Source organism: Massilia sp. LMS1-1-1.1, from assembly GCF_040815535.1.
GTDB lineage: Bacteria > Pseudomonadota > Gammaproteobacteria > Burkholderiales > Burkholderiaceae_D > Janthinobacterium > Janthinobacterium aestuarii.
This window is the reverse complement of the sequence record NZ_JBFPNG010000065.1, coordinates 15,696-42,229: the sequence shown is the minus strand read 5'-3', so window position 1 is coordinate 42,229 and position 26,534 is coordinate 15,696. Positions and strand designations below refer to the sequence as shown.

The 26,534-nt window shown below is 64.0% G+C and carries 29 protein-coding genes; 16 read left to right on the top strand and 13 right to left on the bottom strand.

Annotation, left to right across the window (positions count from 1 at the left end; translation table 11 throughout):
* Positions 1-283 precede the first annotated feature (283 nt).
* Genes argS through MRBLMS1_RS27130 form a run of 7 tightly spaced genes read left to right on the top strand, consistent with a single transcriptional unit; the run spans position 284 to position 6,455 of the window.
* The gene (gene argS, locus MRBLMS1_RS27160) at positions 284-1,993 is read left to right on the top strand and encodes an arginine--tRNA ligase (protein WP_485883405.1); all 1,710 of its coding nucleotides are present in this window, start codon (positions 284-286) and stop codon (positions 1,991-1,993) included.
* Between the two features lie 20 nt (positions 1,994-2,013).
* Positions 2,014-2,724 (top strand): SPOR domain-containing protein, encoded by a 711-nt coding sequence (locus MRBLMS1_RS27155; RefSeq protein ID WP_128141242.1) that lies wholly within the window; start codon positions 2,014-2,016, stop codon positions 2,722-2,724.
* Between the two features lie 9 nt (positions 2,725-2,733).
* On the top strand, positions 2,734-3,405 hold the full coding sequence (locus tag MRBLMS1_RS27150; protein WP_485883402.1) for a thiol:disulfide interchange protein DsbA/DsbL: 672 nt from the start codon (positions 2,734-2,736) through the stop codon (positions 3,403-3,405).
* Between the two features lie 37 nt (positions 3,406-3,442).
* Complete coding sequence (locus MRBLMS1_RS27145; RefSeq protein ID WP_485883400.1) at positions 3,443-4,204, top strand: SDR family oxidoreductase; 762 nt, start codon at positions 3,443-3,445, stop codon at positions 4,202-4,204.
* A 10-nt stretch (positions 4,205-4,214) separates the two neighbouring features.
* Positions 4,215-5,009: a biotin--[acetyl-CoA-carboxylase] ligase gene (locus MRBLMS1_RS27140; RefSeq protein ID WP_485883398.1), complete on the top strand. Its 795-nt coding sequence runs from the start codon at positions 4,215-4,217 to the stop codon at positions 5,007-5,009.
* Positions 5,010-5,013: 4 nt separating this feature from the next.
* The gene (locus tag MRBLMS1_RS27135) at positions 5,014-5,772 is read left to right on the top strand and encodes a type III pantothenate kinase (protein WP_485883396.1); all 759 of its coding nucleotides are present in this window, start codon (positions 5,014-5,016) and stop codon (positions 5,770-5,772) included.
* Complete coding sequence (locus MRBLMS1_RS27130; RefSeq protein ID WP_485883394.1) at positions 5,766-6,455, top strand: SPOR domain-containing protein; 690 nt, start codon at positions 5,766-5,768, stop codon at positions 6,453-6,455. Before MRBLMS1_RS27135 ends, MRBLMS1_RS27130 begins: the two co-directional genes overlap by 7 nt.
* Before the next feature lie 52 nt (positions 6,456-6,507).
* On the opposite strand, the gene MRBLMS1_RS27125 is transcribed toward MRBLMS1_RS27130, so the two are convergent.
* From MRBLMS1_RS27125 to MRBLMS1_RS27100, 6 genes are all read right to left on the bottom strand, one after another.
* Complete coding sequence (locus tag MRBLMS1_RS27125) at positions 6,508-7,548, bottom strand: septal ring lytic transglycosylase RlpA family protein (protein ID WP_485883392.1); 1,041 nt, start codon at positions 7,546-7,548, stop codon at positions 6,508-6,510.
* Positions 7,548-8,663 carry a rod shape-determining protein RodA gene (gene rodA, locus MRBLMS1_RS27120; RefSeq protein WP_034749348.1) on the bottom strand — a complete coding sequence of 372 codons (1,116 nt, stop codon included), beginning with the start codon at positions 8,661-8,663 and terminating at the stop codon, positions 7,548-7,550. The genes MRBLMS1_RS27125 and rodA overlap by 1 nt, the downstream gene beginning before the upstream one ends.
* A gap of 8 nt (positions 8,664-8,671) precedes the next feature.
* The gene (mrdA, locus tag MRBLMS1_RS27115; protein ID WP_436483341.1) at positions 8,672-10,639 is read right to left on the bottom strand and encodes a penicillin-binding protein 2; all 1,968 of its coding nucleotides are present in this window, start codon (positions 10,637-10,639) and stop codon (positions 8,672-8,674) included.
* 12 nt (positions 10,640-10,651) lie between these two features.
* Positions 10,652-11,164, bottom strand: coding sequence for a rod shape-determining protein MreD (gene mreD, locus MRBLMS1_RS27110; protein ID WP_034749354.1), 513 nt, complete (start codon positions 11,162-11,164; stop codon positions 10,652-10,654).
* Positions 11,161-12,207, bottom strand: coding sequence for a rod shape-determining protein MreC (gene mreC, locus MRBLMS1_RS27105; protein ID WP_034749357.1), 1,047 nt, complete (start codon positions 12,205-12,207; stop codon positions 11,161-11,163). Before mreC ends, mreD begins: the two co-directional genes overlap by 4 nt.
* Positions 12,208-12,315: 108 nt before the next feature.
* On the bottom strand, positions 12,316-13,359 hold the full coding sequence (locus MRBLMS1_RS27100; protein WP_010393186.1) for a rod shape-determining protein: 1,044 nt from the start codon (positions 13,357-13,359) through the stop codon (positions 12,316-12,318).
* Between the two features lie 351 nt (positions 13,360-13,710).
* On the opposite strand from MRBLMS1_RS27100, the gene gatC reads away from it, so the two are divergent.
* From gatC to MRBLMS1_RS27070, 6 genes are all read left to right on the top strand, one after another.
* Positions 13,711-14,013: an Asp-tRNA(Asn)/Glu-tRNA(Gln) amidotransferase subunit GatC gene (gatC, locus tag MRBLMS1_RS27095; RefSeq protein ID WP_034749369.1), complete on the top strand. Its 303-nt coding sequence runs from the start codon at positions 13,711-13,713 to the stop codon at positions 14,011-14,013.
* Positions 14,014-14,065: 52 nt separating this feature from the next.
* Positions 14,066-15,550 carry an Asp-tRNA(Asn)/Glu-tRNA(Gln) amidotransferase subunit GatA gene (gene gatA / locus MRBLMS1_RS27090; RefSeq protein ID WP_485883388.1) on the top strand — a complete coding sequence of 495 codons (1,485 nt, stop codon included), beginning with the start codon at positions 14,066-14,068 and terminating at the stop codon, positions 15,548-15,550.
* A 38-nt stretch (positions 15,551-15,588) separates the two neighbouring features.
* Positions 15,589-17,064 (top strand): Asp-tRNA(Asn)/Glu-tRNA(Gln) amidotransferase subunit GatB, encoded by a 1,476-nt coding sequence (gene gatB, locus MRBLMS1_RS27085; RefSeq protein WP_456151034.1) that lies wholly within the window; start codon positions 15,589-15,591, stop codon positions 17,062-17,064.
* 188 nt (positions 17,065-17,252) lie between these two features.
* Positions 17,253-17,636 carry a BlaI/MecI/CopY family transcriptional regulator gene (locus tag MRBLMS1_RS27080; RefSeq protein WP_046683490.1) on the top strand — a complete coding sequence of 128 codons (384 nt, stop codon included), beginning with the start codon at positions 17,253-17,255 and terminating at the stop codon, positions 17,634-17,636.
* A complete protein-coding gene (locus MRBLMS1_RS27075; RefSeq protein ID WP_485883385.1) occupies positions 17,633-18,880 on the top strand; it encodes a M56 family metallopeptidase in 1,248 nt (415 codons plus the stop codon). The genes MRBLMS1_RS27080 and MRBLMS1_RS27075 overlap by 4 nt, the downstream gene beginning before the upstream one ends.
* A gap of 97 nt (positions 18,881-18,977) precedes the next feature.
* Positions 18,978-20,015: an oxidoreductase gene (locus MRBLMS1_RS27070; protein ID WP_485883383.1), complete on the top strand. Its 1,038-nt coding sequence runs from the start codon at positions 18,978-18,980 to the stop codon at positions 20,013-20,015.
* Between the two features lie 6 nt (positions 20,016-20,021).
* Here MRBLMS1_RS27070 and MRBLMS1_RS27065 read toward each other — a convergent pair whose 3' ends face one another.
* The 5 genes from MRBLMS1_RS27065 to MRBLMS1_RS27045 form a co-directional block, all read right to left on the bottom strand.
* A complete protein-coding gene (locus tag MRBLMS1_RS27065) occupies positions 20,022-20,351 on the bottom strand; it encodes a hypothetical protein (protein ID WP_051959363.1) in 330 nt (109 codons plus the stop codon).
* Positions 20,351-20,815 carry a carboxypeptidase regulatory-like domain-containing protein gene (locus MRBLMS1_RS27060; RefSeq protein WP_485883381.1) on the bottom strand — a complete coding sequence of 155 codons (465 nt, stop codon included), beginning with the start codon at positions 20,813-20,815 and terminating at the stop codon, positions 20,351-20,353. The genes MRBLMS1_RS27065 and MRBLMS1_RS27060 overlap by 1 nt, the downstream gene beginning before the upstream one ends.
* Positions 20,816-20,874: 59 nt before the next feature.
* The gene (locus tag MRBLMS1_RS27055; RefSeq protein WP_099379993.1) at positions 20,875-21,066 is read right to left on the bottom strand and encodes a YqaE/Pmp3 family membrane protein; all 192 of its coding nucleotides are present in this window, start codon (positions 21,064-21,066) and stop codon (positions 20,875-20,877) included.
* Positions 21,067-21,161: 95 nt separating this feature from the next.
* Positions 21,162-22,028: an alpha/beta fold hydrolase gene (locus tag MRBLMS1_RS27050; RefSeq protein WP_485883378.1), complete on the bottom strand. Its 867-nt coding sequence runs from the start codon at positions 22,026-22,028 to the stop codon at positions 21,162-21,164.
* Positions 22,029-22,049: 21 nt separating this feature from the next.
* Complete coding sequence (locus MRBLMS1_RS27045) at positions 22,050-22,943, bottom strand: LysR family transcriptional regulator (protein ID WP_456148448.1); 894 nt, start codon at positions 22,941-22,943, stop codon at positions 22,050-22,052.
* A gap of 125 nt (positions 22,944-23,068) precedes the next feature.
* On the opposite strand from MRBLMS1_RS27045, the gene MRBLMS1_RS27040 reads away from it, so the two are divergent.
* The gene (locus MRBLMS1_RS27040) at positions 23,069-23,812 is read left to right on the top strand and encodes a sulfite exporter TauE/SafE family protein (RefSeq protein ID WP_485883376.1); all 744 of its coding nucleotides are present in this window, start codon (positions 23,069-23,071) and stop codon (positions 23,810-23,812) included.
* A complete protein-coding gene (locus MRBLMS1_RS27035) occupies positions 23,800-24,054 on the top strand; it encodes a GNAT family N-acetyltransferase (RefSeq protein WP_456148446.1) in 255 nt (84 codons plus the stop codon). Before MRBLMS1_RS27040 ends, MRBLMS1_RS27035 begins: the two co-directional genes overlap by 13 nt.
* On the opposite strand, the gene pyrE is transcribed toward MRBLMS1_RS27035, so the two are convergent.
* Positions 24,051-24,713, bottom strand: a complete 663-nt coding sequence (gene pyrE, locus MRBLMS1_RS27030; RefSeq protein ID WP_096233755.1) for an orotate phosphoribosyltransferase — start codon at positions 24,711-24,713, stop codon at positions 24,051-24,053. The two genes, MRBLMS1_RS27035 and pyrE, sit on opposite strands and share 4 nt — an antisense overlap.
* 109 nt (positions 24,714-24,822) lie before the next feature.
* Here pyrE and MRBLMS1_RS27025 point away from each other — a divergent pair, with 109 nt between their 5' ends.
* Positions 24,823-25,599, top strand: a complete 777-nt coding sequence (locus MRBLMS1_RS27025) for an exodeoxyribonuclease III (protein WP_099379999.1) — start codon at positions 24,823-24,825, stop codon at positions 25,597-25,599.
* Positions 25,600-25,630: 31 nt separating this feature from the next.
* On the opposite strand, the gene MRBLMS1_RS27020 is transcribed toward MRBLMS1_RS27025, so the two are convergent.
* Positions 25,631-26,533: an RluA family pseudouridine synthase gene (locus tag MRBLMS1_RS27020; RefSeq protein ID WP_485883373.1), complete on the bottom strand. Its 903-nt coding sequence runs from the start codon at positions 26,531-26,533 to the stop codon at positions 25,631-25,633.
* Between the last annotated feature and the right edge of the window lies 1 nt (position 26,534).

The window sequence follows — 26,534 nt, the reverse complement described above, 5'->3', positions numbered from 1 at the left end:
CCCTCTGGCCCAAGCGATTGCAGCGATACATGTAAATTGCGGCAAAAAACTGCATATATACAAGCAGAATGCGCCATGCTGATGTTTTCGCGCACCAACATGGGCATGCTGTCCTGATAATATCGTGAAACGCGCAAGCACGGGGACACTGCCGGCTGGCGTATTGTTCCCGGCAGCAAACCAGTATAATTAACGCAGTCTGGGCGGCTTGTGTACTTGCCGTCCGTTTTGCTTTTTGATTCATTCTATTCATTCTTAACGCGGTTCCACCGCCATCCTGCTCATGCTCGCCCAACAGAAACAAGAAATCATCGCCCTGTTCCAGGCCGCCCTCGCTCCCGTCCTGGCCGGCACTACGCTTGAGCCTACCGTGGTGCTCGAGCGACCACGCGATGCATCGCATGGCGACGTCGCCTGCAATATCGCCATGCAACTGGCCAAGCAGCTGAAACAGAATCCCCGCGAACTGGCGCAAACCATCGTGACGGCCGTGCTGGCCAACCCGGCCGGCAAGGGTCTGGTCGAGGCAGTGGAAATCGCCGGTCCCGGCTTCATCAACGTGCGCGTGTCAAACGCCGCCAAGCAGGCCGTCGTGAAAACCATCTTGAGCGAAGCCGACAGCTATGGCCGCAGCACGGCAGGCGCCGGCAAGCAAGTCATCCTGGAATTCGTCTCGGCCAACCCGACCGGTCCGCTGCACGTGGGCCACGGCCGCCAAGCGGCCCTGGGCGACGCCCTGTCCTCGCTGTTCGACGCACAAGGCTACCAAGTGACGCGCGAGTTCTACTATAACGATGCGGGCGTGCAGATCCAGACCCTGGCCAATTCCGTGCAGGCGCGCGCGCGCGGCTTCAAGCCCGGCGACGCCGAATGGCCCGAGTCCGCCTACAACGGCGACTACATCGCCGATATCGCCAACGACTTCAAGGCCGGCAAGACCGTCTCGGCCAGCGATGGCCAGCCTGCCACGGCCAATGGCAACGTGGAAGACATCGACTCGATCCGCCCGTTCGCCGTCACCTACCTGCGCAACGAACAGGACATCGACTTGCAGGCCTTCGGCGTGAAGTTTGACAATTACTACCTGGAATCGTCGCTGTACGCGGACGGCAAGGTCAACAGCGCCGTCGAAACCCTGATCAAGGCCGGCCACACCTACGAGCAGGATGGCGCGCTGTGGCTGCGCACCACCGACTTCGGCGACGACAAGGACCGCGTGATGCGCAAGACGGACGGCACCTACACGTATTTCGTGCCCGACGTCGCGTATCACCTGGTGAAATGGCAGCGCGGCTTCGTGCAGGCCATCAATATCCAGGGCAGCGACCACCACGGCACCATCGCGCGCGTGCGCGCCGGCCTGCAGGCGGTCGACATGGGCATCCCGCAAGGCTACCCCGACTACGTGCTGCACAAGATGGTCACCGTCATGAAGGACGGCGAAGAGGTCAAGATCTCGAAGCGCGCCGGCTCCTACGTGACCGTGCGCGACCTGATCGAATGGTCGGGCGGCGGCGACATCGCCAAGGGCCGCGACGCCGTGCGCTTCTTCCTGATCTCGCGCAAGGCCGACACGGAATTCGTCTTCGACGTCGACGTGGCGCTGAAAACCACCGATGAAAACCCCGTCTATTACGTGCAGTACGCGCATGCGCGCATCTGCCGCATCCTGGAAAACTGGGGCGGCGATGAAAACACGATCGCCGGCGTTGATTTGTCCCCACTCACGGCGCCGACCGAAGCGACCCTGCTGGCGACCCTGGCCGCCTACCCGGAAATGCTGGCGCGCGCGCAAGCCGAACTGGGACCGCATCAAGTCGCCTTCTACCTGCGCGACCTGGCCGCCAACCTGCACAGCTTCTACTTCGCCGAAAAAGTGCTGGTCGAGGACGAAGCCGTCAAGATGGCCCGCCTGGCTCTCGTCATCGCCGCGCGCCAGGTACTGCGCAACGGCCTGGCACTGATCGGCGTGTCCGCGCCAAACAAAATGTAATCGCGAAGGTCAAACCGTCAATGAATCATGTTTCCCGCTTCTCTTCGACCCGGCGCCAGCAGGGCAACACCCTGGTCGGCATCATCATCGGCCTGGTCATCGGCCTGGGCATCGCCGTCGTGGTCGCCCTGGTGATCACCAAGGGCGCCTCGCCGTTCACCGACAAGTCGGGCAAGGCCGGCAAATCGGCCGAACCGACGGCCGGCCAGATCGCCGACCCGAACAAGCCGATGTACGGCAACAAGGAAGCGGCCAAGGAAGCAGCGCGCGACTTCTCCAAGGAGCCACGCGAGATCGTCACGCCAACGCAGCCTGCCGCACCGGCGCCAGCGCCAGCGCAGCAGCCGAAAGCGCCGCCACCGGATGCGCTGCAGGAATTGATCGGTACGTTGAAAGACAAGCCGGCGCCGAAAACGCCAGCGGCGGCACCAGCGGCGCCAGCACCGCAAGCGAAGGCCGACGTGAAAGAAGCCAAGGCCGATGCAGCCAGCGACAAATGGATTTATTATCTGCAGGCCGGCGCCTTCCATGACATGTCGGACGCCGAAAGCACGCGCGGCAAACTGGCGCTGCTCGGCTTCGAAGCGGCCATCAGCGACCGCAGCACCGATGCCGGCGTGCTGCACCGCGTGCGCGTCGGGCCGTTCAACCAGCTCGAAGCGATGAACCGCGCGCGCACCAAACTGTCTGAAAACGGCATCGATGTCGCCGTCGTCCGCAACCAAAAATAAGGAACCAGCATGCGTTTTCTGAAGAACATCCTGATCGCCGCCGCACTGTGCACCGCCGCCATGGGCGCATCGGCCTCGCCGGCCGACCCAAAGAACGGCGTCGAATACGAAACCCTGCACACGCCGCAGGCGACGGAATCGGGCAAGAAAATCGAAGTGACGGAATTCTTCGCCTATTACTGCCCGCATTGCAACGTGCTCGAACCGCAGCTGGCCGCCTGGGTCAAGAAACAGGGCGACAACATCGTCTTCAAGCGCGTGCACGTGTCGCGCGATGAGAGCGTGGCGCCGCAGCAGCGGCTGTTCTTCACCCTGCAAGCCATGGGCCTGGTCGACAAGCTGCACACCAGCGTCTTCCACGCCATGCACGTGGAACGCAACCGCCTGAATACCGACGACGCCGTCTTCGACTTCGTCGCCAAGCAGGGCGTGGACCGCCAGAAGTTCATCGACACCTACCGCTCGATGGGCATCTCGGCCCGCGTGCGCCGTGCGGACGCCATGATGCAGGGCTATAACGTCACGTTCTGGCCCATGATCGCCATCGATGGCCGCTACATCACATCGCCTTCGCAAGCCGATCAGGGCAGCAAGTCGGCCAAGAACGAAGAGCAGCTGAACGCCCAGGCGCTCACCGTGATGGACGTGCTGGTCGCGAAAGCCAAAGCGGAAAAGAAATAAGCATGGCCACTTCCCTGGCGCGCCCGGGCATCGCCTGATGCATCGCGTTTTCATCACGGGCGCGTCGAGCGGATTAGGCGCTGCCCTGGCGCTGCAGTACGCGCGCCAGGGTGCCCAATTGGGCTTGCTGGCCCGCCGCGGCGACACCCTGCAGCAACTGATCGCTTCCCTGCCCCACCCTGAACGCCACCGCGCCTACGCCGTCGATGTCTGCGACCACGCCGCCCTGAAAAGCGCGGCAGATGACTTCATCGCCCATGCTGGCGGCATCGACGTCGTCATCGCCAGCGCCGGCGTATCCTACGGCACCCTGAGCGAACACGCGGAAGACCTCGACGCCTTCGCGCGCCTCATCGCCATCAACGTCACGGCCACCGTCGCCACCTTCGCGCCCTTCATCGCCGCCATGAAAAACCAGGGCAGCGGACGCCTGGTGGGTATCGGCAGCGTGGCCGGTATCCGCGGCCTGCCCGGCGCCGAAGCCTACAGCGCCTCGAAGGCCGCCGTCATCAGCTACTGCGAATCGCTGCGCCTGGAATTGAAACCGGCCGGCATCAAGGTCGTCACCATCACGCCCGGCTACATCGACACGCCGATGACGCGCCACAATGCCTACCGCATGCCATTCCTGATGCCGGCCGAAAAATTCGCCGCACGCGCCGCGCGCGCCATCGCCGACGGCGACAGCTACCGCGTGATCCCGTGGCAGATGGGCGTCGTCGCCAAGCTGCTGCGCGCGCTGCCCAATGCCGTGTACGACCGGGCCTTCGCGAATGCGCCGCACAAGGCGCGCAACTGACCCTATTACCATGACGAAGCACTCAGACTTGAACAGCGCGGCCATCGCCGCCCATTGCGCCACGGGCGCCGCCCACGTATGCATAGAGGTGGTCGACGAAACGGGATCGACCAATGCCGACCTGCTGGCGCGCTGCGCCACCCTGGCCGGCCCCACCCTGCGCATCGCGGGACAGCAGACGGCCGGACGGGGGCGCGCCGGACGGCCGTGGGTGTCGCAGGCGGACGCCAGCCTGATGTTCTCGCTGGCCTGGCGCTTCAAGGGACCGCTGCATCAACTGGTGGGATTGCCGCTGGCCGTCGGCGTGGCGCTGGCCGAAACCATGTCCTCGCTGGGCGTGCCGGTGCAGCTGAAGTGGCCGAACGACATGCTCAAGGATGGCCATAAACTGGCCGGCATCCTCGTCGAAACGCAGCAGGCGCCCGACGGCGGCGTGTGGGCTGTCATCGGCTGCGGCATCAATCTGCTGATGCCCGATGTGCTGGAACGGCAGATCGGCCGCAGCGTCTCGGCCGTGCCCTGGCTGGCGCAGATGGAACGCAATACCCTGGTGGCGGCGCTGCTCAGCCGCCTGGCCGGCGTGCTGGCCGAATTCGACGACACGGGCTTCGCGCCGTTTACGGAGCGCTGGAACCTGCTGCATGCCTGGCAGGGCCAGCACGTGAAAATCCTCGACAACGGCCAGCTGCTGCAGCAAGGCGTGGCGGCCGGCGTGGATCACCTGGGCCGGCTGTTGCTGCGCACCGATGGCGGCCTGCAGGAAGTCATGTCCGGCGACGTGTCCTTGCGCCTGCTGGGGGAGTAAGCACATGCTGCTGCTGATCGACGCCGGCAATACGCGCATCAAATGGGCACTCGTGGCCGCCGACAGTGCCGCCGGCGGCTGGCTGGCCAGCGGCGCCGTCGCGCATGCGCAGATCGACACCCTGGCCGCGCAATGGGCGCAACTGGCCATCCATGAGGCGCTGCTGTCGAACGTGGCGGGCGCCAATATCGGCACGCGCCTGCGCGCCATGCTGCCGGTCGCGCCGCGTGACTTTGTCTCGCTGCCGCAGCTGGCGGGATTGACGAACGGCTACCGCGCGCCGTCGCAGCTGGGCTGCGACCGCTTTGCCGCGGCCATCGGCGCGCAGGCGCTGGCGCCTGGCCTGCCCGTCATCGTCGCCAATTGCGGCACAGCCACCACCATCGACGCCATCACGGCCGATGGCCTTTTCCTCGGCGGGATGATCTTGCCGGGACTGGGACTGATGGCCAGCTCGCTGGCGCGCAACACGGCGCAGCTGCCGCAAATCGCCAGCGACGCCATTCTGCCGGCCGGCTTTGCCGACAACACGGACGACGCCATCCTCTCCGGCTGCCTGGCCGCGCAGGCGGGCGCCATCGAACGGGCCGTGCGCATGCACGGCGCCAGCGCCTGCCTGCTGTCGGGCGGCGCCGCACCGCGCATCGCACCGGCCCTGGCGCTGGCGGTGCCGCTGCGCCTGGTCGATAATATCGTCATGATCGGCCTGCAGGCGGCCGCGCGCGCCGGGGCCGCAGGAACACAAGGAAACCACGTATGCTGAAATTCGTCTTCTGGCTGCTGGCCGGCGTCAACCTGCTGGTGCTGGCCATCGGCCAGGGTTATCTGGGCAGTTTTCGCACCGAGACACGCGAACCGGCACGCCTGAAAAACCAGCTGCAGGCGGGCAAGCTCACCTTGCTGACGCAGGAGCAGGCCACGGCGCCCGCCGCGCTACCAGCAGCCGAAGGCGCGGCAGCGGCCGCACCAGCGGCGCCGCCATCGTATGCGTGCACGGAAGTGGGCAATTTCCTGCTGGCCGACGGCCGCCGTTTCGAAGCGCAAGTGGCGGCGCTGGACCTGGGCGACCGCCAGTCGCGCCGCAACGTGGCCGGCCAGGACATTTCCAGCTACATGGTGTATATCCCGCCGCAGGGCAGCAAGGAAGGCGCCGACCGCAAGGCCGGCGAATTGAAGCAGCTGGGCGTGACGAATTACTTCATCATGAACGAAAGCAGCCCGCTGCGCTGGGGCATTTCACTGGGCGTGTTCAAGTCGGAAACGAGCGCGCAAAGCCAGCTGGCAATGCTCAACAAACAGGGCGTGCACAGCGCCCGCATCGCGCCGCGCTACAGCGCCAGCAAGCAATTCGCTTACCAGTTCCGCGACCTCGACGCGGCCACGCGCGCGCGGCTGGAGAAAATCAAAACGCAGTTCCCGGAGCAGGAACTGCGCTCCTGTAAATAACGCCTGACAATCGCGTCGGATTACGGCGCCTTGCGCCTAATCCGACCTACGCTCATCTCTCAATGACGATCGGTTTGACACCCGCCGACGCCGGCAGGCTGGCCGCCGCGCGCGCCGCATCGGTGCGGCTCGTGAACGGTCCGCCGTACAGGCGGAACAACGGGCCGGCAGGCACCACATCGAGATTGCCCAGCGTTTGCGCATACGGCGCCAGTTGCGCACGGCCCGCTTCGGCATTGTCCGCACGCGAATAGGCGCCCAGCTGCAGGTAGAAGCCGGTGGCCAGCGCCGCTGGCGCGGGTGCGGCCACGGTGGCATCGACCGCTGACAGCGCGGTGATTTCAGGCTGCACCACAGCGCCCGTTTCCACCGGCGTATCGATCGACCTGGCCACCACCGACGGCACCGGCTTCGGCGCCGCGCGAGCGGCCAGGATGGCGTCGATGTCGGCCGGCAGCAGGCGCTCGACGACCACCTGGTGGCTGCCCTTGCCCAGGAAGCCCAGTTTCAGCGCCGCCGTATAGGACACGTCGATCACGCGCGTGGCGTGGAACGGGCCGCGGTCGTTGATGCGCACGATCACCTGCTGGCCGCTGTCGATGCTCGTCACGCGCGCATACGATGGAATCGGCAAGGTCGGGTGGGCCGCCGTCATCTTGTACATATCGTAGATTTCGCCCGACGAGGTGCGCTGGCCATGGAACTTCTTGCCATACCAGGTGCCCGTGCCCTTCTGCTTGAACGGTTCGTTGTCGGTGATCGGCGTGTAGGTCTTGCCGAAGACGACATACGGGCGGTTCGAACGCGTCGAATACGGCTCGTTGCGCACTTCCGCATCGGGTACGTCGCGCAGGTTGGCAGGCGGATTGTCGCCCGGACCGTCATCCTTGTAGTAGCCGCCGCGCCCGGAGCCGGCCGCCGGCAATACCGGCAAGGTGGGATCCTGGCGCACGGGCACCTTGACCTTGCCGCCGGACGGCAACGGCACGTTATTCGATGCGGGTTTTTGCGGCGTGGTGCCGCAGGCGGCCAGGGTCAGCAAGACCGCCAGGCTCAATCCGCGCATGGCGAAGGTGTCGAAAGGCGCCCGCATCAGGTCTGCACCAGCTTGCGGTGGCGCTGAATGCTCATCAGGATACCGGTGGCCACGCCCAGGGTCAGCAGCGCGGTGCCGCCATAGCTGAGGAATGGGAGGGGGACGCCGACCACCGGCACGATGCCGCTGACCATGCCCATGTTTACAAAGGCGTACGTAAAGAAAATCATAGTTATCGCTCCTGCCAGCAGGCGAGTGAAAAAACTGGGGGCGTTGGCGGCGATCATCATCCCGCGTCCCACCAGCAGCAAATACATCAGCATCAGGATCAAGTTACCGACCAGGCCGAATTCTTCGGAATATACGGCAAAAATAAAGTCGGTCGTGCGCTCCGGAACGAATTCCAGGTGGGCCTGCGTGCCGTGCGTCCAGCCCTTGCCCGTCATGCCGCCGGAACCGATGGCGATGATGGACTGGATGATATGGAAGCCCTTGCCCAGCGGGTCCTTGGTCGGGTCGATCAGCATCATCACGCGGTCGCGCTGGTAATCATGCAGGTGCGACCAGGCGATCGGCAGGCAGGACACAAAGGTGATCAGCAAGCCGGCCAGCACCTTCCACGACAGGCCGGCCAGGAAGATGACGGTAAAGCCGGCCGCCACCACCAACAGCGCCGTGCCCAGGTCGGGCTGGCGCGCGATTAGGTAGACAGGCACCAGCAACAGCACGGCCGCCATCAGGAACGACTTCCAGCGCAGGGCGCCCGCATTATGCTGGAAGAACCAGGCCAGCATCAGCGGCGTGGCGATCTTCAGGAATTCGGACGGCTGGATGTCGATCACGCCGATATGCAGCCAGCGCCGCGCACCGAGCTTGATGGTGCCGAACAGCGCCACGGCCACCAGCAGGATCACAGATACCGTGTACACGGGCACGGCGATGCGCATCATCATCTGCGGCGTGACATTGGCCGCCACCCACATGACGAAAAAGCACAGCAGGATGTTGCGCAGGTGATCCTCGATCTTGCCGGGGATGCCGATGCTGGCCGAATACAGGGTCAGCAAGCTGGTACTGAGCAGCATCAGGATGATGATCATCAGCGGCGGATCGAACACCGCCAGGTAGGGTTTGGCGCGCCGCCACAGCGAGCGCCTCTCGTTAATGGGCATGTGCTTCCTTATTGCCTGGCAGGTGCCGGGGCGGCCTGCTCGTCCGTGATTTCTTCCAGGGTGCGCACTTCGTCGACATCTTCCTTGGGCACCTTGGTGGTGTCCTTTTCCTTGTCGCTCGGGCGCTTGCCCAGCAGGTAGTAGTCGAGCGCCTTGCGCGCGATCGGCGCGGCCACGCCGGCGCCGAAGCCCGCGTTTTCCACCACGATGGCGATCGCGATACGCGGCTTGTCGGCCGGCGCGAAGGCCGTAAACAGGGCGTTGTCGCGCAGGCGCTCGGCCAGCAGCTTGGCATTGTACTTCTCGTTTTTCTTGATGCCCACCACCTGCGCCGTACCCGTCTTGCCGCCCACCGTGTACTGCACGCCCGTGAAGATGCGCGCGGCCGTGCCGCCCTGCTCGCTCGTCACGCCCACCATGGCGCGCTTGATGGTGTCGATGTTTTCCTGCTTGAGCGGAATGCGGTAGCTTTCCTTGGGCACCGTCAGGGTGCGCGCGCGCGTGGCGGCGTCTTCGATGATCTTCACCAGATGCGGCTTCATCACCACGCCGTTGTTGGCCAGGTTGGCCGTCGCGTGGGCGATCTGCAGCGGCGTGTAGGAGTTGTAGCCGGAGCCGTTACTCACCGAAATCGTGTCGCCGCCCACCCATTTTTTCTGCTGCGGCGTCTTGAAGCGGTTGCGCTTCCATTCCGTCGACGGCAGCACGCCCGTCTTCTCGTTATTCAGGTCGATGCCCGTCAGCTGGCCGAAGCCGAACGGCTTCATGAAGTCGTGAATGGCGTCGATGCCCATGTCGCGGCCCAGCTGATAATAATAGGTGTTGCACGAGACGACGATGGACTTGTGCATGTCCACCGTGCCATGGCCGCCCACCTTGTCGTCGCGGAAGGTGTGGCCGCCGAGGATGAAGAAACCGGGATCGGAGATCGACTGGCTCGGCGTGCGCTTGCCCAGTTCCAGCGCGGCCAGCGCCATGAAAGGCTTGAAAGTCGAGCCGGGCGCGTAGGTGCCGGACAGGGGACGGTTGACCATCGGCCGGTCCAGCGAGGTATTGAGTTCGTTCCAGCTTTGCTGGTCGATACCGTCGACGAACAGGTTGGGGTCGTAGCCAGGCTTGGACACGTAGGCGAGGATGTCGCCCGTGGCCGGGTCGATGGCCACGGCCGCGCCGCGCCATTCGCCGAACGCTTCCTCGACCACTTTTTGCAGTTCGATGTCGATCGACAGGATCAGGTTGTTGCCGGGGGTGGCCGCCGTGCGCGACAGGGTGCGCATGGCGCGCCCGCCGGCCGACACTTCCACTTCTTCGTAGCCGGTGGTGCCATGCAGCTGCTTTTCGTAGCTTTTTTCCAGGCCTTCCTTGCCGATATGGTCGGTGCCGTTGTAGTTGGCCGCGTCCTCGCCCTCTTCCAGCGCCTTGGATTCATTGCGGTTGATGCGACCGATGAAGCCCACCACGTGCGAGGCCACTTCGCCCATCGGATACTGGCGGAACAATCGCGCCTGCACCTCGACGCCGGGGAAGCGGAAACGCTGCGCCGTGAAGCGCGCCACTTCCTCGTCCGTCAAACGCGTGCGCAGCGGCACGCTGACGAAGTTCTTCGATTCTTCCAGCAGCTTCTTGAAGCGGCGGCGATCCTTGATGTCGATCTGCACCAGAGTCGACAGCTCGTCGATCACGGAATCAAGGCTGGCGCTCAGTTTCGACGGCGTGATTTCCAGGGTGTAGGCCGAGTAATTGCGCGCCAGGACCACGCCGTTGCGGTCGAGGATCAGGCCGCGCGTGGGCACGATGGGCACCACGGCGATGCGGTTGTCCTCGGCCTTGGTCGCGTAGTCCTCGTGCTTGATCACCTGCAGCCAGATGAAGCGCGCCAGCAGCAGCGAAAAGCAGACGAAGACGAGCGCGCCCAGAATGGTCAGGCGCATGCGGAAAAAATGCAGTTCGCGCTCGGTGTTCTTGAGTTCAGTCATGGCAGGCGCTCGTCAGATCGGCCGGTTATGGTCGCGGTCCACGGCGCGGCGCTGCGGCGCGAGCAAGATCCACGTGACGATGGGCCACAGGGCGACGGCGACGAAGCTCTCGATGAAATTGAGCCAGCCGGGGAAGCGGCCCGAAACGATCAAGCGCGTCAGCAATTGCAGCGCCTGCGTCAGCAGCAGCAGCGGCAGCACGTGCAGCGCCTGCGTCATGATGGGGAACCACAGCACGCGGCGGTGCATCATGATGGCGAAATACGACAGCAAGGTATAGGCCAGCGCATTCTCGCCCAGCAGGGTCGAGTCGTGCACGTCCATCATCAGGCCCATGAAGAAGGCCACGCCGATGCCGACCTTGCGCGGCTGGTGGATGCCCCAGAAGACCAGCACCAGCGCGACGAAATCGGGCACGCCGACGAACTGCCCCCACGGCAGCAGGTTCAGCAAAAAAGCGCACAGCAGGGAAAAGCCGATGAACAGGGGGCTGACCGGCAGCAGGATGTAATGCGGGCGGTTCATCGTGTCGCTTCCTTCGGTGGCACGGCGGCAGGTGCGGGCGCGGGCGTCGCAGGTTTTGCGGGCGCGGGCGCGGCCGCGTTGGCGGCAGGCGGCTTGGCGGCAGGCGCTGCAGCAGCGGCAGCCTCCTTGGCAGGGTCCTTGATCGGCGCCATCTTGCCGGCGATCTTGCGGCCCGTCTTGATATCTTCGGCGGGCGGACGCGGCGGAATCTCGGGCGACGTCATCAAAATGAGCAGCTGGGTGTTGCGTTCGATGCCGGCCAGCGGCTGGCACACGACGCGGCCGAACGGGCCATGCGCATTGCGCTCGACCAGGGTCACGCGCGCCACGGCCAGGCCAGCTGGGTACAGGCCGTCGAGGCCCGAGGTAATGACGATGTCGCCGATCTGGATGTCGGCGCTGGGGGCCGTGAAGCGCAGCTCCATGGTGCCGGACTTGCCGCGCCCGATGGCCACGCTGCGCACGCCATTGCGCAGCAGCTGCACGGGAATGGCCTGCTCTTCATCGGTCAGCAAGGTCACTTCGGAGGTGAACGGGAACACGCGCGTGACCTGTCCCACCACACCGAGGTTGTCGATCACGGGGCGGCCCAGTTCCACGCCATGTTGGATACCGCGATCGAGCACGATCTTGCGCGTGGCCGAATCGCGCGTGTCGTACAGCACTTCGGCCATCATGGTCTTGACGGGGACGCGCTCGCGCGCTTCCATCAGCTTGCGCAAGTGGTTGTTTTCAACGATGTTGAGCTGCGCCTGCTGCAGGATCTGCGCCGAGGCGATCTGTTCGTGCTTCAGGTCGCGCACCTGTTTTTCCAGGGCGGACAGCGAAGAAAAGTAATTGCCGACGCCAAGCGCCACGTCGCGCGGCACCAGCGCCGCCATCTGCACCGGATACAGCACGGTGCCGACTGCCTGGCGCACGGCCGTCAGCGCGTGCATGCGCGAATCGACCAGCAGCAGGGCGATAGAAATGCCGGCGAACACCATCATCTTGACGCGGGCGGAGGCGCCTTGTTTGAAAAGTGGCGGAGGACTGTATTCCATGACTTCCAATGATCAGGCCAGGCGCAGTGCGCCAACGTGCAGGCCCCGGTCAAACGCCGGCGCCAAAACCAAAAAAAGGCCGGATTGGTTTCCGGCCCTTCTGTCAGATTATTCGTAGGAGAAGATCGAGCCGAGCTTGTCCATACGTTCCAGTGCCATCCCGGAACCGCGCACCACGCAGGTGAGCGGGTCCTCGGCCACCAGCACCGGCAGGCCGGTTTCCTCCATCAGCAGGCGGTCCAGGTCGCGCAGCAGTGCGCCGCCGCCCGTCAGCATCATGCCTTTTTCGGCGATGTCGGCGCCCAGTTCCGGCGGCGTCTGTTCCAGCGCGTTTTTCACGGCCGAGACGATGTTGTTCAGCGGGTCGGTCAGCGCTTCGAGGATCTCGTTGCTGGAGATGGTGAACGAGCGCGGGATGCCTTCGGACAGGTTGCGGCCCTTGACTTCCATTTCCTTCACTTCCGAACCAGGGAAAGCCGAACCGATGGCTTTCTTGATGGCTTCGGCCGTCTGTTCGCCGATCAGCATGCCGTAGTTGCGGCGGATGTAGTTGACGATGGCTTCATCGAACTTGTCGCCGCCCACGCGCACGGAACCCTTGTAGACCATGCCGCCCAGCGAAATGATGCCCACTTCCGTGGTACCGCCGCCGATGTCGACCACCATCGAGCCGGTCGCTTCCGACACAGGCAAGCCAGCGCCGATGGCCGCTGCCATCGGTTCTTCGATCAGGTACACCTGCGAGGCGCCGGCGCCCAGCGCCGATTCGCGGATCGCACGGCGCTCGACCTGGGTCGAACCGCAAGGCACGCAAATGATGATGCGCGGCGAAGGGCGGAAGAATTTCGAGTCGTGCACCATGCGGATGAATTGCTTGAGCATTTGCTCGGTCACGGTGAAGTCGGCGATCACGCCATCTTTCATCGGACGGATTGCTTCGATATTGCCCGGCACCTTGCCCAGCATCTGCTTGGCTTCCTTGCCGACTGCCTGAATGGTCTTCTTGCCATTCGGACCGCCTTCCTGGCGGATGGCGACGACGGATGGCTCGTCCAGGACGATACCGAGGCCGCGTACATAAATAAGGGTGTTGGCCGTGCCCAAGTCAATGGCCAGATCGGTGGAGATATACCTGCGTAAAAAACCAAACATGAGTGTCCTGTAGCGCATCGAGCTGCGCAAAAGCTGTTTATGGGGAGTTTCAAAGCGGGCGCTTTCAGGCACCCTGAAAATCCGTGGAGGCGATTTTTTCGGGTTTCGCTTGGCGCTTGCGCAATCTTTTCTATGCTGCGGCAGCGGTCCATCAGCGCCGGCAACGCATTAACCCGCCATTCTACCTTATAATTTGAATGCGATTTGCTCAAAAACCATGGAAAAGTGCGACTCTTGCAGCCGCGAGTTACGCGGCATTCCTCGATTTTTGTGAGCAAAATAGCAGTAAATACCCGCGTTTTATCAAAACGCCAACTTAATACTAATGCGCGGCACTCCGCGCCATTCGCCATGTCCCTGACACTCTCCGACGTAAAACGCATCGCCCACCTGGCCCAACTTGAAATGGCCGACGACCAGGCCGTCACGTCTTTGGCCCAATTGAACAAGATTTTTGCACTGGCAGAACAAATGCAAGCCGTCAATACCGATGGCGTGGCGCCCCTGAGCCACCCGCTGGCTGCCCACATGGACAATATCGCCCTGCGCCTGCGCGAAGACCTGGCCACGGAACAGAACCGCCGCGACGCCTACCAGGCCGTGGCGCCGAAGGTACAGGATGGCCTGTATCTCGTGCCAAAAGTGATCGAGTAACTGCGCCGCTCCATGCTGCTGCCTTCCCGTCGAATATCAAAATAGAAACGCCATGCATACAAAATCCATCAAACAGCTGTCCACGCTCTTGCAGAACAAGGAAATTTCCGCCGTTGCGCTGGCGACGCATTTCCTCGACCGCATCGAAGCGGACAACTCGAACGCCTTTTTGCACGTCGACCGTGCCCTGACCCTGGCGCAAGCGGCCGAAGCGGACGCGCGCATCGCCGCCGGCAAGGCCACGCCATTGACGGGCGTGCCGATCGCGCACAAGGACTTGTTCGTCACCAAAGGCTGGCGCACGACGGCCGGCTCGAAAATGCTGGCCAACTACGCCAGCCCGTTTGACGCCACCGTGGTGGAAAAATTCCAGGCGGCCGGCATGGTCACCTTGGGCAAGGTCAATTGCGATGAATTCGCCATGGGCTCCGGCAATGAGAACTCGGCTTTCGGCGCCGTGCAGAATCCGTGGGACAAGCACGCCGTGCCAGGCGGCTCGTCGGGCGGCTCGGCCGCCGCCGTGGCGGCCGGCCTGACGCCGGCGGCCACCGGCACCGACACGGGCGGCTCGATCCGCCAGCCAGCCGCTTTTTGCGGCATCACCGGCATCAAGCCGACGTATGGCCGCGTCTCGCGCTTCGGCATGATCGCCTTTGCCTCGTCGCTGGACCAGGGCGGCCCGATGGCCCGCTCGGCCGAAGACTGCGCCCTGCTCTTGAGTGCCATGGCCGGCTTCGACGAGCGCGATTCGACCAGCCTGTCGCCGGAACAGGGCGGCGTGGCGGAAGATTTTTCGCGCGACCTCGATCAACCGCTCACGGGCTTGCGCATCGGCGTGCCGCGCGAATACTTCGGCGAAGGCCTGGCCAAGGACGTGGAAGCGGCCGTGCGCGGCGCGCTGGCGCAGTATGAAAAGCTGGGCGCCACCCTGGTCGATATCTCGCTGCCGAATACCGCCCTGTCGATTCCCGCCTACTACATGATCGCCCCGGCCGAAGCGTCGTCGAACCTGTCGCGCTACGATGGCGTGCGCTATGGCCACCGCGCCACCGAGTACAAGGACTTGCAGGACATGTACAAGAAGTCGCGCGCCCAGGGCTTCGGCCCGGAAGTGCAGCGCCGCATCATGGTCGGCACCTATGTGCTGTGCCATGGCTACTACGACGCCTACTACCTGAAGGCGCAAAAGATCCGCCGCCTGATCGCGCAGGATTTCGACGCCGTCCTGAATGGCCCGAACGCCGTCTGCGACGTCATCATGGGACCGGTCGCGCCAACCGTCGCCTGGGACCTGGGCGACAAGACGGACGACCCGGTGGCGAACTACCTGGCCGACATCTACACCCTGTCGACCAGCCTGGCCGGCCTGCCCGGCATGTCGATCCCTTGCGGCTTCGGCGAAGGCGAGAAAAACGGCAAGCGCCCCGTCGGCCTGCAAATCATCGGCAATTATTTTGGCGAAGCCAAGCTGCTGAACGTCGCCCACCAGTTCCAGCAGGTGACGGACTGGCATACGCGCAGCCCTGCCGGTATTTAATAAGAACAGACGCGCCGCCCAGGCGGCGCCACCAAAAAATAAGCGAGAACACTATGCAATGGGAAGTCGTCATCGGTCTTGAGAACCACGTGCAGCTCACGACCGAATCCAAAATTTTCAGCGGTTCGCCGATCAAGTACGGCGCCGACGCCAATACGCAGGCGAGCCCCGTCGACCTGGCCCTGCCAGGCGTGCTGCCGGTGATGAACAAGCAGGCCGTCGACCGCGCCATCCGCTTCGGCCTGGCCGTGGGCGCCACCGTGGCGCCGCACTCGGTCTTCGCGCGCAAAAACTATTTTTACCCTGATTCACCGAAGGGCTACCAGATCAGCCAGTTCGAAGACCCCGTCGTCATCGGCGGCGCCCTGACCTTCGGCTATGAAAAGGATGGCGAATTCGTCACCAAGACGGTCAACCTGACGCGCGCCCACCTGGAAGAAGACGCCGGCAAGTCGCTGCATGAAGACTACGCGGGCATGAGCGGCATCGACTTGAACCGCGCCGGCACGCCGCTGCTGGAAATCGTCTCGGAACCGGAAATCCGCAGCGCCGCCGAAGCCGTGGCTTACGCCAAGGCGCTGCACTCGCTGGTCATGTGGCTGGGCGTTTGCGACGGCAACATGCAGGAAGGTTCGTTCCGCTGCGACGTCAACGTCTCCGTGCGCCCCGTCGGCCAGAAGGAATTCGGCACCCGCTGCGAAATCAAGAACCTGAACTCCTTCCGCTTCATCGAAGAAGCCGTGCACGTCGAAGTGCGCCGCCAGATCGAATTGATCGAAGACGGCGGCAAGGTCGTGCAAGCGACGCGTTTGTACGATCCGGACCGCAAGGAAACGCGCGAAATGCGCAGCAAGGAAGACGCGCAGGATTACCGCTACTTCCCGGACCCTGACCTGCCGCCGCTGGTCATCTCGCAAGCGTGGATCGACACCGTCAAGGCGTCGATGCCGGAACTGCCGGCCGCCATGCGCGCCCGCTTCATCAGCGAATACGCGCTGCCGGACTACGATGCGCTGGTGCTGACGCAGTCGAAATCCATGGCCACCTATTTCGTCGCCGTGGTCGACAAGGCCGGCAAGGAAAACGCCAAGGCCGCCGCCAACTGGCTGATGGGCGACGTCTCGTCGACCCTGAACCGCGAAGGCGTGGACCTGGACGACGCCCCCGTCTCCGCCGCGCAGCTGGCCGCCATGCTCAAGCGCATCGCCGACGGCACGATCTCGAACAAGGCGGCGAAAGAAGTCTTCGCCGGCATGTGGGAAGCGAAATCCAGCGACGAAAACCTGGTCGACACCATCATCGATGCCAAGGGTCTGAAACAGATCTCGGACTCAGGTGCCCTGGAAGCCATCGTCGACGAAGTGCTGGCGGCGAACGCCAAGTCGGTGGAGCAGTACCGCGCCGGCAAGGAAGCGGCCATCAATGCGCTGATCGGCCAGGCCATGAAAGCCTCCAAAGGCAAGGCCAACCCGGCCCAGCTGACGGAGCTGCTGAAGGCCAAGCTGGCGGGATAACTCCCCTCGCCTAAAAAAAGACGCTGCGGCGTCTTTTTTTTTCGCCTGCGCACATCACTTATAAACAACCTTGTCTAGACTTTTCCTCCGTACTGAAAGGCGTTTGAAGGCCTATTAAAATTAAAGTATACATTTTTGTCTACAAGGTTTAATCTAGCCCTATTGAATTTCAGGCAAGAGGAAACCGCATGGCCAAGACGCACGACATTCCGAAACCGACGGCAGCCGAACTCGATCTGCTGCAGGCGCTGTGGCCGCTGGGCGCCGCCACGGCCAAGCAGGTGCACGAGGCGATGGCGCTGGCCAAGCCGGCCATCACGTATGGCACCGTGCTGCGCCTGATGCAGATCATGCACGGCAAGGGCTTGCTGATCCGCGACGAAAGCCAGCGCTCGCACGTGTATGCGCCGGCGCAGGCGCAGGACAGCCTGCAGACGAATCTGCTCAAGGAATTGATGCAGAAGGCCTTTGCCGGTTCGGCCAAGGCGCTGGTGCTGGCGGCGCTGCGCACGGGCGTGTCGCGCGCCGAACGCGAGGAAATCGAAAAAATGCTCAAGGACGATCAGTCATGAGCGGCTTCGTGCCAGCGCTGGGCTGGACCCTGCTGCACTTCCTGTGGCAAGGCTTGCTGATCGGCTGCGCCACGGCGCTGGCGTGGACAGCCCTGCGCAATGCGCGTCCTGAAGCGCGCTACGCCGTCGGTTGCGGCGCCCTGCTGGCATGCCTGGCATGGCCGGCGGCGGGCTTGTATCTGCGCCTGGCCGGTGGCGATGTCACTGGCGCCTTGTACTCCAGCGCCTTGCTGCCGGCCGCCCTGCTGGCGCCCGACAGCCTGCCCGACCTGGACCTGCTGTTGCGCGCCGTCGTCGGCGTGTGGGCGCTGTGCGCAGCCGTGCTGGCCGTGCGCATGGCGCTGGGCATGCTGTGGATAGAGCGCAGCGCAAGGAACACGGGCGCCACGCATGGCCAACTGCAGACCAGGCTGTCGCGCATGGCGCACGATGCGGGCGTGACGCGGCCCGTGCGGCTGCGCGTGCTCGACAACATCGCCAGCCCGCTCACCGCCGGCATCTGGCGCCCCATGGTGCTGGTGCCCGCCGCGCTGTTGACCGGCATGCCGCCGCACCTGCTCGACGCGCTGCTGGCGCACGAACTGGCGCACATCCGGCGCCACGATTATCTGATCAACCTGCTGCAAAACGCCATCGAGGCGCTGCTGTTCTTCCACCCTGCCGTCTGGTGGATTTCACGCGGCGTGCGCCTCGAGCGCGAACACATTGCAGATGATTTCGCAGCAAGACAACTGGGCGAACCGCGGCGTCTGGCTCTTGCACTCTCGGAACTGGAACGCCTCCAGTTCTCAACCCACCACCTGGCCCAGGCGGCCAACGGAGGAGATCTTATGTCACGTATCAAACGATTGCTGCGCCCCGCACCACACAACCTGAACTGGAAGGCGGCCTTGCCGCTGCTGGCCCTGGCCGGCGCCTGCCTCGGCATCTACGGCCAGGCCGTCGCCGCCGACAGCGCGCCCGTGCTGGAACGCCGCCCCATCGTCGACTTTGGCGTGTGTGGCAAACCGGCCTGGCCAGCCGCATCACTGCAGGCGAAGGAGGAGGGCACGGTCACCATGTCCTTCGACGTGAATGCCACCGGCAAGGTAACGGGCTCGAGCGTCGTCAAAAGCAGCGGCCATCCGGCCCTCGACGAAGCGGCGCGCACCGGCATCGCCAAGTGCACGTTCAAGCCGGCCCTCGCTGGCGGCAAGCCTGTCGGCGCCAGCGTCAAGGTGCAATACGTCTGGAGTCTGAAGTAATGTCCGGGCGGCGGCAGCGCAGCAACATCGCAGCAGCGTTGCCGCCGCCCGCTTGCGGGTATGATCATGGATTCTTCCACGCACCTGTGAACACGCCATGAACAAGATCAAAACCGGCCTGGTCGGCTACGGCTTTGCCGGCTCCACCTTCCACGCTCCCGTCCTGTCCACCATCGATGCCCTGGAACTGACTGCCGTCGCCTCGAGCAAGCCGGAACTCGTGCACAAGGATTGGCCGCATCCCACCGTGTATGCGGAACCCGCGCAGCTGTTTGCCGATCCATCGATCGAACTGGTCGTCATCGCCGCACCCAACGAAGCGCATTTCAGCCTGGCGCAGGCGGCCCTGCAAGCGGGCAAGCACGTGGTGGTCGACAAGCCATTCACCATTTCCAGTGCCGAGGCGCAGAGCCTGATCGCGCTGGCGAAAGAACGCAAGCTGGTGCTCAGCGTGTACCACAACCGGCGCTGGGATGGCGATTTCCTGACCCTGAAAGCACTGCTGGCACAAGGCACCCTGGGCCGCATCGCCAGCGTCGAATCGCACTTCGACCGCTTCCGCCCCGAGATCCGCCAGCGCTGGCGCGAGTCCGGCGCGCCGGGTGGCGGCTTGCTGTACGACCTGGGCCCGCACATGCTGGACCAGGCCATGCAGCTGTTCGGCCAGCCGGAAAAGCTGTACGCCGATATCGTCCTGCAGCGCGATGGTGCGCAAGCCGTCGACTACATGCACATCGTTTTGTACTACGACCGGCTGCGCGTGGTGCTGCAAGCGGGCTGCCTGGTGAAAGCGCCGACGGCGCGCTTCGCCGTGCATGGCGACAAGGGCAGTTTCGTGAAGTTTGGCCTCGACCCGCAGGAAGACGCCCTGAAGGCGGGCGGCAGGCCTGGGCAGCCCGGCTGGGGCGTCGATCCCGTGCGCGGCGCGCTGCACCTGGACACGCAGCCGGACGGACATTGTGAACACCTTGACATGCAGGCAGGCCGCTACCAGGACTTTTACCAGGGCATGGCCGACGCCATCCGCCACGGCGCAGCGGCGCCTGTGGCGGCCGAAGATGCGGCGGCGACGATACGCCTGATCGAACTGGCGCTGCAAAGCGCCGCCGAAGGGCGCGTGCTCAAGGTCAGTTGATCGGGTTCAGTTGATGACAAAGGCCAGCACCACGGCGCCCAGCGCCAGCAGGGCCAGGCCGCAGATGAACAGCAGCTCGCCCCACCATTCGTAGCGCAAGCGCGACTGGCCGGGGCGCAGCGACATGAACGAGAGCACGGCGCTGACGAGAAAGACGATGGCATCGACAGCAAGCAGCTTGTCGATGGCCACGCGCACCTCGCCGCGCGGCGCCAGGTGCCCGATCGACAGCACCGTCATGCACACGCCGACCATGGTCGCCGACGTGGGCAGGATATGTGCCGACAAACCCCGCGCCGACAAGCCCTGTTCAGGCGCCTTGCCGTCACCAGCCATCAGGATTTACCTTGATTCGTTCCCGCCGGCCAGACCAGCTCCACGCGCGCGGACGATCCCGCCTTGATCTGCACCTTGCGTTCCAATGTCTTGCCTGCCAGGGTGGCGCGCAGGCTGTAGCTGCCCGGCGCCAGTTTCGCCAGCAGGAACGGCCCGCTGGCCGTCGTTTCCAGCACCGGCGCGCCCTTGGCGTCGCGTATTTCCAGCTTTACGTCGGAAGCAAATTCCGCCTTGCCCTCCGCCTGCACGGAAAACACGAGGCTCAAGGGCCAATGCCGGCTGGCGCTCTTGATGGCCGTCGACTCGTCGAGGCCGATGCCGCCGCTCAGGTATTCCACCGCCCCGCTCTTCTGCACGGGCGGCAGTGCGCCGTCGGTTTGGGCCTGCGCCGCACTTCCCAGCAACAGCCCGGCGGCCAGCATTGCCGCCGCCAGGTTCAAGGTACCGCGTCTGTCTGGTGCCATCTCACTCTCCTCATGTCGGTTGAATCAAGATAGGAAGCGCAGCTTAGGCCAGTCTTAGCTTAGCGCCGGCGCATGGCCTCGGCGATCTTCTGGTCCGTCTTGTACTGGCTCAGCGAGTACACGGCCCAGATCGTCGCTGGCAGCCAGCCGATCAGGGTGATTTGCAGGATCAGGCAAATGATGCCGGCGATCGGGCGGCCGATCGTGAAAAAGGTCAGCCACGGGAGTATCAGGGCAATCAGCAAGCGCATCGTTCGTTCCTTGAGTATTCCCCTGTGCCGCGGGGACCGGGCCGGCATGCGCCGACGGTAAATTTAGTTAAACCGATTATAACGATACTGGCGCCTCAAGGCGCTACGGGCGCCAGCAGTTTTTCCATCCAGGCCAGGATGGCGGCAAAGATGACGTCGCGGTTCACTTCATTGAAGTTCTCGTGATAATTGGCCGGATAGTAGTGATAGTCGAGCAGGCCATCGGGCACGCTGCGCAGCATGCTTTCCGTGGCGCGGCTGTCGGCCAGCTTGTCGTCGCCGGCCACCACGGCGAACAGGGGGAAGCGCCAGTCCGACAAGCCGCCCGCCAGCTCCTTTTGCGCCGACGTCAAGGCATGGGCGAAGCGCACCGACGCCGCGCTGGCGCGGATGCCGTCGCGCTCATCCTGGAAATGGCGCGCGGTGATGGTTTGATCGTGCGTGAGCAGCATGGTCAGATTCCCCAGCGGCACCTTCATCGTGGGGAATCGCTGCGCCAGCCAGCCCGACAGCATCTGCAGCACTTTCGGCACGGGTATCGCATTCACGTAGTACGGCGATGAAATCACAAACCCCTTGATGGCCGCATCGCCCGCGAAACGCCGCAACCCCAGGTGCGTGGCGATCAGGCCGCCCATCGAGTGGCCCATGACGAATACGGGCAAGCCCGGATACGTCTGTTTGACCCAGGCGAGGAACAGCTCCGCGTCGTCGAGGAAGGCGTCGAACGAGGGAATGTCCACCTTGCGCTTGCCATCGTGGCCCACCATGTCGAAGCTGACGGTGGCGATGCCGTGCTGGCGGAAATACAGCGCCGGCGTGACGTAGTCGCCCGCATGCGCCATGCCGCCGTGGATCGCCAGGATCACAGCGCGGGGATGCTCGGGCTGCCAGATGTGGATGGGCCGCTCGACCTGGTCGCTGCACAGCAGGCTGGCCATCTTGTCTTCCGAAAAACGCATCGTTGCTCCTGTCATGCCCTGTCACGCTTTCAGATGATCGATCAACTGGCGCGCATACAGGGGTAATTCACTGAACTGGCGTACGCAAATGGTGAGATTGCGTACCGACCAGGGATCGGATAATTCCAGGCAGCGCAGCGCCATCGTCTGCTGGCAGCGGCTGGCCGCCGCCAGCGGCACGACGCTGATGCCCACGCCGCTGGCCACCATGCGGCAGACGGCATCGAAGCTGCGCAGGCGCACGCGCACCTTCAAGGGACGCCCCAGGCGCGCCGCATGCATGCCCAGGTATTGCTGCATCGCGCTGTCGTCGGCCAGGCCGATGAAATCGTGATCGAGCACACTGGCAAAATCGACGGCGCCATCCTGGCCCAGCGCGCGGTGGTGCACGCCATCGGCCGCCGCGATGACCACCAGCCGGTCGGGGCGAAACAAAAACGTCTGCAAGCCGCGCATGTCGACCGAGTCGGACACGATGCCCATGTCGGCCAGTCCTTCCGAAACGGCCTTGACGATATCGTAACTGAGGCGCTCTTCCAGGTCGATGGTCAGGTTCGGATGGCGGTCGAGAAAAGCGCCCAGCGCCTCGGGCAAAAATTCGCTGAGCGCGGCCGTATTGCACAGCAGCCGCAATTGCCCTTTCAAGCCGCGCGCAAATTCGCCAAGTTCGCCGCGCATTTTCTCCATTTGCAGCAGCACCAGGCGCGCGTGATGGAGCAAGGTCTGGCCCACTGGTGTCGGCTCCACGCCACGCCGACCGCGCAGCAGCAGGGGCATGCCCAGCATCTCTTCCATGCCGCGCACACGCGCACTGCTCGACGCCAATGCGAGATGGCTGCGCGCGGCGCCCGCCGTCAGGCTGCCCGCCTCCACCACGTTGACAAACAGCTGCAAATCGACCAGATCAAAGCGCATGGCGGCTCTCCTTTTCGCCATCTTACCAGCCTTCGTATTTGGCTAAGGCTGACTCAAAATAATCCGCCTTGGCGAAAGTGCCTGGCAAGCGCAGAATCCACGCAAAATCACTGTGGATAAAAAAGATGGAGACGTCATTCCTGCTGGCCGTCGGCGCCAGTTTTCTCGCCGCTGGCTTCGTCAAGGGCGTAGTCGGATTGGGCTTGCCGACGGTGGCCATGGGTACGCTCAGCCTCGTCATGCCGCCCGTGCAGGCGGCCGCCCTGCTGATCGTGCCATCGATGGTGACGAATGTCTGGCAGCTGGCGGCCGGCCCCGGCCTGCGCGCCCTGCTGCACCGTTTGTGGCCCATGCTGGCCGCCGTCATGGCAGGCACCCTGGCGGGTGGCGCGTTGCTGCCGCAAGACAGCGGCGCCTGGGCCGTCGTCGCGCTGGGCGTGGCGCTAATGCTGTATGCGCTGGCGGGACTGTTCTCGCTGCAGTTGCGCGTGCCGGCGCGGCACGAAGCGTGGCTGGGCCCCGTGGCGGGCGCCGTGACGGGACTGGTGACGGCCGCCACGGGCGTCTTCGTCATCCCCGCCGTGCCGTATCTGCAGGGGCTGTGGCTGGCGCGCGACGCGCTGGTGCAGGCACTGGGCCTGGCGTTTACGGCATCGACCGTGGCGCTGGCGGCCAGCCTGGCCCTGCACGGCAACTTCAGCCTCGGCGCGGCCGGCGCCTCCGCGTATGCGCTGCTGCCGGCGCTGGCCGGCATGCTGGCCGGTCAATGGCTGCGCGGACGCATCGCGCAGCAGGTATTCAAGCGGTGCTTCTTTGCCGGGCTGTTCGCCCTGGGCCTGCATGCGGCGCTCAAACCATGGCTGGCGTGATGCAGATAGACTGGCAAGGGGACAACGCGCTATGCGCGTGGATCGATGGCCAGCAGGTGGCCATGCTCGACATCAGCAGATGTGCCGATGTAGTGACGGTGAACATGCTGTTCGTGAAACCGCCGTTCCGCCGGCGCGGCATCGGCGGGGCGCTGTTGCGGCGGCTGTTGCAATGCCACCCGCAAGCTGCTACCGCCTGCAGCGACCCGCGGTTGCGGGCGCTGCTGGAGAGGACTACTTAAATACCATACCGATTGCGGTACGCGGAAACAGCCTCTTTATGTTTCAGCAGTTCCGGATCGGCGCCCGCGCCATTCAGGTAGCCGAATAAATCGTCCAGGTTACCGATCGAGATGACGGGGATGCCATACTGTTTCGACACTTCCTGCACCGCCGAACTAGGCGACAGCTGGCCGTCCGGGCCGGAACGCTCCATGCGGTCCAGGGCGATCAGCACGGCGCATGGCTCGGCGCCGGCGGCACGGATCATGTCCACCGATTCGCGCACCGAAGTGCCGGCCGAGATCACATCGTCAATGATGACGACTTTGCCATGCAGCTTGGCACCGACGATGGTGCCGCCTTCGCCATGGTCCTTGGCTTCCTTGCGGTTGAAGGCGAACGAGGTGTTGCGGCCCTTGCCGGCCAGCGCCACGGCGGTGGCCGACGCCAGGGTGATGCCCTTGTAGGCGGGGCCGAACAGCATGTCGAATTCCACGCCCGAATCGAGCAGGGTTTGCGCGTAGAACTGCGCCAGTTCGGCCAGGGTGGCGCCGTCATGGAACAGGCCCGCATTGAAGAAGTACGGCGACTGACGTCCGGCCTTGGTGGTGAACTCGCCGAACCGCAAGACTCCCTTGGATACTGAAAACGCGATAAACTGCTGGCGTAAATTATTCACATTAGCCTCATTTTTTAAAAGTGCCTGTATTTTAATCCGCGCGCACCGGCGAGACAATCGCCATGCCGCGCCCGCCGGCCCCGTACAACGCCCTTTTCACTCTCGACCTATGCCAAAAATTATTTCCGCCAATCTGAACGGTATCCGTTCCGCCGCCAAAAAAGGCTTTTTCAACTGGATGGGCACGCAGACGGCCGATTTCATCTGCGTGCAGGAATTGAAGGCGCAGCTGCCCGACATGACGCCGGAATTCCTCAATCCGCACGGCTACCATGGCCATTTCCACTACGCCGAGAAAAAGGGGTATTCCGGCACGGGCGTGTACAGCAAGGTCGAGCCGGACGCCGTGCACATCGGTTTCGGCAGCCCTGAATTCGACGCCGAAGGCCGCTACGTGCGCTGCGATTTTGGCAACCTCTCCGTCATTTCCGTGTACTGCCCGTCCGGCTCGTCCGGCCCCGAGCGCCAGGAAGCCAAGTTCCGCTTCATGGAACTGTTCCTGCCGCATTTGCTGGCATTGAAGGCGCTGGGACGCGAAGTGGTCATCTGCGGCGACTGGAACATCGCCCACCATGAAATCGACCTGAAAAACTGGAAGGGCAACAAGAAGAATTCCGGCTTCCTGCCGGAAGAGCGCGCATGGCTGACGCGCGTCTTCGACGAAGTGGGCTTCGTCGACGTGCACCGCGGCCTGGACAAGCGCGAAGACCAGTACACGTGGTGGAGCAACCGCGGACAAGCCTACGCGAAAAACGTGGGCTGGCGCATCGACTACCACGTCGCCACCCCCGGCATCGCGGCCCAGGCGCACACGGTCAGCGTCTACAAGGACGAGCGTTTTTCCGATCACGCGCCGTTGATCATCGATTACACGATCAAGGGCTGATCTTTGACACGTCGCGGGTGGTGACGTCGGATTACCCGAGCACGCGCCGGCTTTCGAAATGGCGCGGCTCGCCCGTTAGCGGGTCAGTAAAATCGATGGCCCGCGCCAGCAGCTGCAAGGGCTGCGACATGTCGTCTTCCTTGCACGGCAGGGCCACCGGATAAAACGCATCGTTGACGATGGGGATGCCCAGCGCGGCCAGGTGCACGCGCAGCTGGTGCTTGCGGCCCGTGTGCGGCTGCAGCCGGTACAGGGCGACAATGCCACGCTCTTCGATCAACTCGATGATGGTTTCCGAATTCGGCTCGCCCGCCTCTTCGCGCATGAGGAAAAACTGCGCGCCCTCGACCATGCGGCTGCGGTAGGTAAATGGAAAATCGCGGCCCGCCAGCACAGGCGCCAGCGCCTCGTACGTCTTGCGCACTTCGCGGCGCTGGAACAGCGACTGATAGGCGCCGCGGCTGGCAATCTGGCGCGAAAAAATCACCACGCCAGCCGTCTCGCGGTCGAGGCGGTGGATGGGCGTCAGCTCGGCGCACTCCAGTTTTTTCTTCAGGCGCGTCAGCAAGGTCTCCTGCACGAAACGCCCGGCCGGCGTCATGGGCAGGAAGTGCGGCTTGTCGACCACCACCAGGTGTTCGTCCTGGAACAGGATCTCTTCCTGGAAGGGGATCGGCGTTTCCCGCTCCAGCTCGCGGTAGTAAAAAATGCGCATGCCACGCCGGTACGCGCTGCCGGGGCTCAGCACGGCACCGTCACCATCGACCACTTCGCCGCGCGCCATGCGGTCCTGCCATTGCGCGGCGCTGATCTGCGGATAGCGCTCGAGCAAGAAGGACAACATGTCGGGCCACTGCCCTTCCGGCAGCCATAGATAGCTGGGCGCCACGCCGTCGCGCATGGGCAAGGGTGCGGCGGCGTGACGGGCCGGCATC

What these genes read in the sequence shown, in the direction of transcription:
- MRBLMS1_RS27020 (WP_485883373.1), bottom strand. Translation starts at nt 26,533, where the DNA reads ATGCCGGCCCGTCACGCCGCCGCACCCTTGCCCATGCGCGACGGCGTG.
- mreD (WP_034749354.1), bottom strand. Translation starts at nt 11,164, where the DNA reads ATGAACCGCCCGCATTACATCCTGCTGCCGGTCAGCCCCCTGTTCATC.
- MRBLMS1_RS27130 (WP_485883394.1), top strand. Translation starts at nt 5,766, where the DNA reads ATGCTGAAATTCGTCTTCTGGCTGCTGGCCGGCGTCAACCTGCTGGTG.
- MRBLMS1_RS27150 (WP_485883402.1), top strand. Translation starts at nt 2,734, where the DNA reads ATGCGTTTTCTGAAGAACATCCTGATCGCCGCCGCACTGTGCACCGCC.
- MRBLMS1_RS27125 (WP_485883392.1), bottom strand. Translation starts at nt 7,548, where the DNA reads ATGCGGGCGCCTTTCGACACCTTCGCCATGCGCGGATTGAGCCTGGCG.
- argS (WP_485883405.1), top strand. Translation starts at nt 284, where the DNA reads ATGCTCGCCCAACAGAAACAAGAAATCATCGCCCTGTTCCAGGCCGCC.
- MRBLMS1_RS27025 (WP_099379999.1), top strand. Translation starts at nt 24,823, where the DNA reads ATGCCAAAAATTATTTCCGCCAATCTGAACGGTATCCGTTCCGCCGCC.
- MRBLMS1_RS27100 (WP_010393186.1), bottom strand. Translation starts at nt 13,359, where the DNA reads ATGTTTGGTTTTTTACGCAGGTATATCTCCACCGATCTGGCCATTGAC.
- MRBLMS1_RS27035 (WP_456148446.1), top strand. Translation starts at nt 23,800, where the DNA reads ATGGCTGGCGTGATGCAGATAGACTGGCAAGGGGACAACGCGCTATGC.
- MRBLMS1_RS27135 (WP_485883396.1), top strand. Translation starts at nt 5,014, where the DNA reads ATGCTGCTGCTGATCGACGCCGGCAATACGCGCATCAAATGGGCACTC.
- MRBLMS1_RS27145 (WP_485883400.1), top strand. Translation starts at nt 3,443, where the DNA reads ATGCATCGCGTTTTCATCACGGGCGCGTCGAGCGGATTAGGCGCTGCC.
- mreC (WP_034749357.1), bottom strand. Translation starts at nt 12,207, where the DNA reads ATGGAATACAGTCCTCCGCCACTTTTCAAACAAGGCGCCTCCGCCCGC.
- MRBLMS1_RS27080 (WP_046683490.1), top strand. Translation starts at nt 17,253, where the DNA reads ATGGCCAAGACGCACGACATTCCGAAACCGACGGCAGCCGAACTCGAT.
- mrdA (WP_436483341.1), bottom strand. Translation starts at nt 10,639, where the DNA reads ATGACTGAACTCAAGAACACCGAGCGCGAACTGCATTTTTTCCGCATG.
- MRBLMS1_RS27070 (WP_485883383.1), top strand. Translation starts at nt 18,978, where the DNA reads ATGAACAAGATCAAAACCGGCCTGGTCGGCTACGGCTTTGCCGGCTCC.
- MRBLMS1_RS27040 (WP_485883376.1), top strand. Translation starts at nt 23,069, where the DNA reads ATGGAGACGTCATTCCTGCTGGCCGTCGGCGCCAGTTTTCTCGCCGCT.
- MRBLMS1_RS27055 (WP_099379993.1), bottom strand. Translation starts at nt 21,066, where the DNA reads ATGCGCTTGCTGATTGCCCTGATACTCCCGTGGCTGACCTTTTTCACG.
- gatC (WP_034749369.1), top strand. Translation starts at nt 13,711, where the DNA reads ATGTCCCTGACACTCTCCGACGTAAAACGCATCGCCCACCTGGCCCAA.
- MRBLMS1_RS27075 (WP_485883385.1), top strand. Translation starts at nt 17,633, where the DNA reads ATGAGCGGCTTCGTGCCAGCGCTGGGCTGGACCCTGCTGCACTTCCTG.
- gatA (WP_485883388.1), top strand. Translation starts at nt 14,066, where the DNA reads ATGCATACAAAATCCATCAAACAGCTGTCCACGCTCTTGCAGAACAAG.
- rodA (WP_034749348.1), bottom strand. Translation starts at nt 8,663, where the DNA reads ATGCCCATTAACGAGAGGCGCTCGCTGTGGCGGCGCGCCAAACCCTAC.
- MRBLMS1_RS27060 (WP_485883381.1), bottom strand. Translation starts at nt 20,815, where the DNA reads ATGGCACCAGACAGACGCGGTACCTTGAACCTGGCGGCGGCAATGCTG.
- MRBLMS1_RS27155 (WP_128141242.1), top strand. Translation starts at nt 2,014, where the DNA reads ATGAATCATGTTTCCCGCTTCTCTTCGACCCGGCGCCAGCAGGGCAAC.
- MRBLMS1_RS27065 (WP_051959363.1), bottom strand. Translation starts at nt 20,351, where the DNA reads ATGGCTGGTGACGGCAAGGCGCCTGAACAGGGCTTGTCGGCGCGGGGT.
- MRBLMS1_RS27140 (WP_485883398.1), top strand. Translation starts at nt 4,215, where the DNA reads ATGACGAAGCACTCAGACTTGAACAGCGCGGCCATCGCCGCCCATTGC.
- MRBLMS1_RS27045 (WP_456148448.1), bottom strand. Translation starts at nt 22,943, where the DNA reads ATGCGCTTTGATCTGGTCGATTTGCAGCTGTTTGTCAACGTGGTGGAG.
- MRBLMS1_RS27050 (WP_485883378.1), bottom strand. Translation starts at nt 22,028, where the DNA reads ATGCGTTTTTCGGAAGACAAGATGGCCAGCCTGCTGTGCAGCGACCAG.